We start from the raw sequence: 6,145 nt of genomic DNA, 5'->3' as shown, positions 1-6,145 counted from the left end.
CAGCTCCCCCTCAGCAAAGGTCTTGAGCACCGCCAGCTGTTCAGCGCGGCGGGCATATTTCTGCGCCTCAATCAAGGTCAGGCCCAAGGGCACTCTCCCGGGGCCTTGCCCCAGTGACAACACCAGCTGTTGCCAGGTCGCCGCTGGACCGTTGGATGGTGGAGTGATCAGCGGCCAAAGAAGCCGCTTAGCCTGATCCCATGGCGCCATCCCGCATCACCCACAACCCTGAGCAGTGCGGCGGTAAGCCCTGCATCCGCGGTATGCGCATTCGCGTGCGGGATGTCCTCGAGCTCTATGCCGCGGGTTTGAGCAGCGAGCAGATCCTTGCCGACTATCCGGATTTGGAGCCGGAGGACCTCAGCGCAGCACTGGATTACGCAGCTCGGGAGATCGACCATCCGGTGTTGGTGGGATGACGCTGTGGCTGGATGCCCAGCTGCCGCCTGCCTTGGCCCGCTGGATCGGTGAGCAGGCATGGGGTGTGGTCGCTGTGGCTGTGCGGGAGATCGGGCTGAGGGATGCCAGCGATCCAGAGATCTTCCGCCGGGCACGTGCCGCGAATGCGGTGGTGATGACCAAAGACCGGGACTTCATCCGCCTGCTGGATGAGCAAGGCCCCCCTCCCCAGGTGATCTGGCTGCGGCTGGGGAACAGCAGTAATGCGGCGCTGCAGCAAGTGCTCACAACCACCCTTCCGCAGGCTCTGGAGCTATTGCGCAGCGGTGAACCCTGGGTGGAGATCCGGCCGCAGGCCAACTCCGGCAGCTGATTCCTCTCCCTCAGGCATGGCCCATCCATGCAGGGGTGGCAGGCCCTGATGGCTACACCCAGGCCACCAAAGCAGCGCCGATAGCCATCAGCACCACTCCGAGCCAGGCCTTGAGGTCGAGCTGCTCACCTAGCAGCAGTACCGCCATCAGGGCAATCAGCACAACACTGAGCTTGTCGAGCGCCGCCACCCCAGCGACGGGCCCCAGCTGCAGGGCGCGGCTGTAGCAGAACCACGACACCCCTGTTGCCAGAGCGGAGAGGGCGAGAGCACCCAGGCTCAGAGCGGGCAGCTGGCGCAGCTCCTGCCAATCGAGCCGGCCGGTTACCAGCAGCACAAGAGCCAGCACAATCGCCACGGCCAGGGTGCGGAACAGGGTGGCCATTCCCGCATCCACCCCCTGCACGCCCACCTTGACCAATAGAGCGGTTATGGCTGCAGAGAGCGCCGCCGCTACGGCCCACAGCTGCCAGTTCTGCACGGGGCGTCTTGCATTGGAAAGCTGTGAGCGGAGGCTATTCGCGCTGGCAAGCCTTCTGCTCACAAGCCCACTGAAAAGTGTTGGGGGCTAGGGGCGCCTTGCGTTGGCGGGGCGCCGGCGGCAGCGTTCGACTAGCAGCTCCCGGCTGGCAAAGGCAGTGGTCAGCACCACTCCCCATGACCACCCCGATGAGCGCCGAGCGGTTCAGTGACCGCTTCCGCTTCTACCGCGACCAGCCGCAGCAGCAACGCGGCGTTCTGCAGCTGTTTGAGGCAATCAGCAGCACTGAGCGAGGCGAAGAGATCCTCTGCGAGCAGGCGGCCTGGGCACTCACCTACAGCGAGCAGCCGCCAGTCCCAGCACAGCCGCAGGCTCCGGCCAATGGTCTCGATCCCCGCGGTTCAGAGGAAGCCGGCATGGCCGGGCCGCAGAAGGCAGCACCGGTCAAACCCGGTGATTCCTACCTGCTTGTGAATGACCGGGATGAGGACCTAGAGGCCTATGACCACAGCGGCAAGTTCCTGTGGAAGCTCCCCTGTCTGGCGAGAGGGCAGGGCGCGGATACCGACTGGAGCCACACCAACACCGACACCCCGCCAGGTCTCTACAAGCTGGGCCAGCTCTATGCGGACTACGAGCAGAACCCCAATCCACCCTGCTCCGATACCGCCATGGCCTACGGCTGGTACTCCTTTGACCTGGAGGAGCTGGAAGGCCAGGAGATCAAGGCCGGCCGGGCCGGGATCATGCTCCACGGCGGTGGATCCGCCTGCGGCTGGCCTGGTGCCTGGGCAGCGCAGCAGCCCCTGCATCCCACCTTGGGTTGCATCCGTATTCACAACGTCGATCTACGCGACAAGGTGCTGCCCCTTTACCGCCAGGGCACGGTCTATGTGGGGGTGTTCCAGGAAAAAAAGTGACGGCGATGCCGGTGCTGCCGCCGGCTGGGGCCTGATCGAGAAGGAAGAGCAGCGATGGACTCAAGCCCACTGGCCCGACCGCCCAAGCCGCCGTTCGATCGGGAGCGGTTTGTGTTCAAGATGCTGGCGGTGGTGATCAGCACCCAGCTGCTGATCTATTCGCTGGCTGCTGGGGTTTGCGGCCAAAGGGCGCTCCAGGGCCGGCCTGTCGGTCAGATCTGCCCCGGCACGCTGGAGCAGCTTCAGGGCGGCTTTGATTCCACCCTCAAGCTGCTGCTGGCGCTGCTGGGCGGTGCAGCGTTGACGCGGATGGACCGGTGAAGGAGCCGTGAAGAACTGTTCGTTGGACCTACCGCATTCAGCAAGCTGCCGTGGAAGACCAACAGGGGATTTAATCCAAGTCGGACCTCACCGCCTGAAAGAACTTGAAGAGTGCCACCAGGTTCAGCGGCTAGGAACAAATCAAAGCTCTGATGGGATTGGACACCTCCCAGGTACGCAGTGATCGAGCAGGTGGCTAATCACTGTCTTCGCGATCTTCATCCTCGCGGGATTCCTTTTCCTCCTTTTTGTCCTCCTTCTTGTCATCACCCTCGTCACCCTCCTTGGATGCGCCAAGGGAGGGCCTCTCTCGATCTCCCTGGTCTTCCTCCCTATCTTTTGGTCCCTCACCGCCGCAGGCGGATAGGAGCGATATCAGGCTGGCAGCAGCGATGAACCGGATGATGCGCTGCATGGCTCGTGGCGGATCTTGTTCAAACCCACTCTGACTGGGGCACCACCTCGGATACGGCGAGTTGATGTTTTCCGTTTAACACGCAGCTGCTGCCATGCAGGAGCAGCGCCCTAATCCGATTGCGCTGGGGACTTGAAGCCTGTGGCTTACTCCGGGTCCTCTCCAGTTTGAGGCCCTCCTGACGTCGGACCTCCTCTGGGATCGGTCCCATCGCTGCGCCACTCCTGGCGCCGAATCCCATGGCATCACTAGCTGCCCAGTCCAAGTTCTGCCGGCCAGAAGAAGATCCCTTCCTGCTGCTTGATCGCGCCTCGCGCTCCATCGAGCAGCTGCTGCGCCGTGATCTGCCGCTGCGCCGCACCTGGAGCGAGCAGCCCTATGGAGAAGAGGAAATCACCCTCCTAGAAGAGGAGGTGCTGCCTGCCATTGCTCAGTGCCTTGCACGAATCGATGCCATCGATTCAGCCCTTAGTGCCGCTGGAGAAGAGCTCTATCGCCAAGAGGTATTGGCAGCTGCTCAGAAGCGCCGGGTTCTGCTCCCTGGGGAGGTGGCGCTTATCTGAGCTCCTGCAGGCCGCCTTACAGGCGGCCTGCTTTATCTCCTGCGAGCTTGTCTGCCGGCCCGCGCTGCTGCCTTGGTGTTTTTAACAAATTGGCCCTTGCCCGCAAGCTTCTTTCTGTTGGTTGCTGCTCTTTGGGCGGCAGTTAGCCGGCGCCAGGCAGCATCTGGCAGGTAACGAGTGGTCTTAGCGCCGCGAATCGCCTTAGCGCTCTGTCCTTTCTTGTCTGAGGAGGTGCGCCACTTTTCGGCGCTCCATTTGGCCAGGCTGCGTTGCGTTGCAGTCCTTGCCTGCATATAGCCACCGCCAGCGCGTTTATAAGCAGCGGCCAAAAGCTGAGCCTTTCGCGCTGACCATTGCCCAGCCCGTCCGCCTTTGCTGCAGCGCAACACCTGACGCTTGAGGCGATCACGCAAGGCTGGCCTGCTGTACACGTTCTGCGCCATTGGTGCTTCTCGCCCCCAACGCTCTTGCCATGTTTTGGAGCGCACTTCTCAGTGCCGGCCTGCAGGGTGCACTTAAGGACGCGACAACAGCGATCTAGGTGGATGAAAGCATCACGCCTAGTCGTATGTCAGAAGGTCTGCCTATATCAGCCATCTCAAACCAATTCAGCACCTCAGCTGGATGTAGGGGCCCATCGGCTTTGCAAAACCGCTCTCCAGTTTTCCCCGCTTCTCGGGGTGACAGGTGCGCGTTCTTTGCATCACAGCGATGTTCCCGCTCTCCACCACCATTCAGTCCCTCATTGATGCTTGGGAAGAAGCTCAGTCTTCCGGTCAATGGCAGGAGCCACAGCCCGAGCCCGCCTATCCAGCAGCCTGGTGGCTAATCCAGCTGGAAGAAGAGCCCCAAGAGCTGGAGCCTCCTCTGCGCTGGTCCGTCTAGCCGGCCAGCCGGCGGTCTAGGTGGCCGCCGGTTAATCCATTGGCATCCAACAAAAAACCCCCAGGCAATACCTAGGGGTCAGAAAATAAAAGGCCTGCAGAAGCTCAGAAACAGAAGGGCAGGAACTGGGTACGGCAGGCGGCATAGCCATCCACCAGGGCGCCGAGGCCAATTTGATGGGCGATGCCAAAGCCGGTGAGGCCTTCCACCACGATGCCGGTGACGATGCCAACCATGGCAGCGCGGCCGTTAAACAGTTCAACTTGCTTGAGCTGCTCCATGAGGGTCAGCTGTTCCGCGCTGTTATCAAGAGCTGGGTCGTTAGAAGGAGTGTTGGCCATGGCTTTTGGTGGCGGAATAGTTGCTGGGAAGCAGAAAAAGCAAGAGCTAGAAGCTCAATCGGCAAGATCCGGCTGATTGAGAGCACCAACAATCCAGGCACCGATAAGAACGATGGTGATTGCAGAAATCATCAAACCCTCTTAGCCAGGTCCGTAGGCCGGCTCAGCACGTAGATCGTCATTGCCGAGAGCACGGCGGTGATCAGGGCTACGACCGAGATTGCAGCGGTGTAATCGGTTTGCATGACGCTCAACCCAGACCAATTTGGGAAAGGATGCCTTGACCAGTGAGCAGCTCAGTGCCAAGACCGATCACAAAGCCGAGCATGGCCAGACGGCCGTTCCAGGTCTCAGCGAAAGCAACGAAACCAAAGCGAGAAGCGGACTCAGTCATGATTGTGACGAAGTGTTACGGCCAATGTAACAGGATGTGAATGGTCGTAGCAAGGGGGAGAAGTACGTGCATCTGCCCTGGCTGACGGGGAGTGCTGCCGCCGGAGCTGCGTCCCCCGCCTCTGAAAGGGGGCTAGCCGTTACGACCGAGCTGAATCCTGAGGGGCAAGGGGATCTGGAAGCCCCTGGGTAATCGCCAGTGCTCGTTTGTAGATGGCACTTGAAGTTGCCCCTGCCGCCTCCATGGCGATCCGCATGTTCTGCCAGTACTGCAATGTTTTGGCTTGAGTCATGGGAGCTGCTGCGGTGTCAGGCGCAAACAGCTGCTGTGCCGCGGCGCCGGCCGAGCGGTTCGATCCATTCGTTCAGCACAAGCTTGTGCTGGACAAGACGACTGGGCAGGCGGCACCCGAGGTTGATCTGCCCCTCATCTACCAAGCGCCCCAACCGAATCGCCAGGGCTTCCTCGTGGCGGGCAAAGGCGCCTTGGTGGGAGGCAACCCAGGAGATCTCATGCTCCGTGATCACACCGCTAGAGATCGACTCCAGAAAGACTTCCCCGACTGTCATGAGAGCCATGTAACGACTTCGTTACATGCTGTCGCGCCCAGCCTCGCTGCGTGGCTCCCGCGAGCTCGGGGACTGGCTGGGGCAGTGGGCTGGCTAGAGCACGCCAGTCCTTGCAGAAGCGTTGGGGCTCAGTAATTGGAGGCTTTATCCGCTCCTTGAACTTCCCCTGCGTTGTGATGCTCCAGCCAGGCGTTTTGCAGGTCAGCTCTGGTGAGCCGGTAGCCCAGCTGGCGGGCGGTGCGTAGGAGCTCTTGGCGGCTATGGCACTGGCGCAGGACCTGCTGTAGCGCCGGGCTGTTTTCTGCATCGGCCACCAACCGCTCCAGATCAGACCAGCTCATCTACTCAAAGCAGCGATGGAATCAAGCTCGCGTGAACTGGTGCCTGCTGCCAGGTTCCCTGAGGCACATTGCAGCGCATTGATGCAGCGTTGCGATCGCAGGACTGATCTCCTGAGAGCACCCCAGAGGAGCGACCCCGCTGC

The 6,145-nt window shown here is 61.4% G+C and carries 12 protein-coding genes; 5 read left to right on the top strand and 7 right to left on the bottom strand.

The annotated features are described in order from the left end of the window. The first annotated feature begins 200 nt into the window (after nt 1-200). Both KBZ15_RS02255 and KBZ15_RS02250 read left to right on the top strand, forming a co-directional pair. Complete coding sequence (locus KBZ15_RS02255) at nt 201-419, top strand: DUF433 domain-containing protein (RefSeq protein WP_037979383.1); 219 nt, start codon at nt 201-203, stop codon at nt 417-419. Next, nucleotides 416-772 carry a DUF5615 family PIN-like protein gene (locus KBZ15_RS02250; protein ID WP_255013020.1) on the top strand — a complete coding sequence of 119 codons (357 nt, stop codon included), beginning with the start codon at nt 416-418 and terminating at the stop codon, nt 770-772. Before KBZ15_RS02255 ends, KBZ15_RS02250 begins: the two co-directional genes overlap by 4 nt. Before the next feature lie 52 nt (nt 773-824). Here KBZ15_RS02250 and KBZ15_RS02245 read toward each other — a convergent pair whose 3' ends face one another. Further along, nucleotides 825-1,253 (bottom strand): EamA family transporter, encoded by a 429-nt coding sequence (locus KBZ15_RS02245; RefSeq protein ID WP_255013019.1) that lies wholly within the window; start codon nt 1,251-1,253, stop codon nt 825-827. A gap of 176 nt (nt 1,254-1,429) precedes the next feature. On the opposite strand from KBZ15_RS02245, the gene KBZ15_RS02240 reads away from it, so the two are divergent. Both KBZ15_RS02240 and KBZ15_RS02235 read left to right on the top strand, forming a co-directional pair. Further along, nucleotides 1,430-2,173: a L,D-transpeptidase gene (locus KBZ15_RS02240; RefSeq protein WP_255013018.1), complete on the top strand. Its 744-nt coding sequence runs from the start codon at nt 1,430-1,432 to the stop codon at nt 2,171-2,173. Nucleotides 2,174-2,227: 54 nt separating this feature from the next. Beyond that, nucleotides 2,228-2,494, top strand: a complete 267-nt coding sequence (locus tag KBZ15_RS02235; RefSeq protein WP_255013016.1) for a hypothetical protein — start codon at nt 2,228-2,230, stop codon at nt 2,492-2,494. Between the two features lie 196 nt (nt 2,495-2,690). Here KBZ15_RS02235 and KBZ15_RS02230 read toward each other — a convergent pair whose 3' ends face one another. Next, nucleotides 2,691-2,909 carry a hypothetical protein gene (locus tag KBZ15_RS02230; protein ID WP_255013014.1) on the bottom strand — a complete coding sequence of 73 codons (219 nt, stop codon included), beginning with the start codon at nt 2,907-2,909 and terminating at the stop codon, nt 2,691-2,693. A gap of 239 nt (nt 2,910-3,148) precedes the next feature. Here KBZ15_RS02230 and KBZ15_RS02225 point away from each other — a divergent pair, with 239 nt between their 5' ends. Then, entirely contained in the window at nt 3,149-3,472 is a 324-nt protein-coding gene (locus KBZ15_RS02225; RefSeq protein WP_254962242.1) for a hypothetical protein, read from the top strand. A gap of 32 nt (nt 3,473-3,504) precedes the next feature. Here the strand turns inward: KBZ15_RS02225 and KBZ15_RS02220 are convergent, their stop codons facing one another. The 5 genes from KBZ15_RS02220 to KBZ15_RS02200 form a co-directional block, all read right to left on the bottom strand. Next, complete coding sequence (locus KBZ15_RS02220) at nt 3,505-3,915, bottom strand: hypothetical protein (protein WP_255013012.1); 411 nt, start codon at nt 3,913-3,915, stop codon at nt 3,505-3,507. 546 nt (nt 3,916-4,461) lie between these two features. Continuing rightward, nucleotides 4,462-4,698, bottom strand: a complete 237-nt coding sequence (locus KBZ15_RS02215; RefSeq protein WP_396123382.1) for a chlorophyll a/b-binding protein — start codon at nt 4,696-4,698, stop codon at nt 4,462-4,464. 250 nt (nt 4,699-4,948) lie between these two features. Beyond that, entirely contained in the window at nt 4,949-5,092 is a 144-nt protein-coding gene (locus tag KBZ15_RS02210) for a chlorophyll a/b-binding protein (protein ID WP_094560385.1), read from the bottom strand. 308 nt (nt 5,093-5,400) lie between these two features. Continuing rightward, nucleotides 5,401-5,661, bottom strand: coding sequence for a hypothetical protein (locus KBZ15_RS02205; RefSeq protein WP_255013011.1), 261 nt, complete (start codon nt 5,659-5,661; stop codon nt 5,401-5,403). A 128-nt stretch (nt 5,662-5,789) separates the two neighbouring features. Then, nucleotides 5,790-6,002 (bottom strand): Nif11-like leader peptide family natural product precursor, encoded by a 213-nt coding sequence (locus tag KBZ15_RS02200; RefSeq protein ID WP_255013009.1) that lies wholly within the window; start codon nt 6,000-6,002, stop codon nt 5,790-5,792. Between the last annotated feature and the right edge of the window lie 143 nt (nt 6,003-6,145).

The sequence above is a fragment of the Cyanobium sp. BA20m-p-22 genome (genome assembly GCF_024346275.1).
Classification (GTDB): domain Bacteria; phylum Cyanobacteriota; class Cyanobacteriia; order PCC-6307; family Cyanobiaceae; genus Cyanobium_A.
Note: the sequence above shows the minus strand (reverse complement) of the source record. Positions and strands in the feature narration are given on the sequence as shown.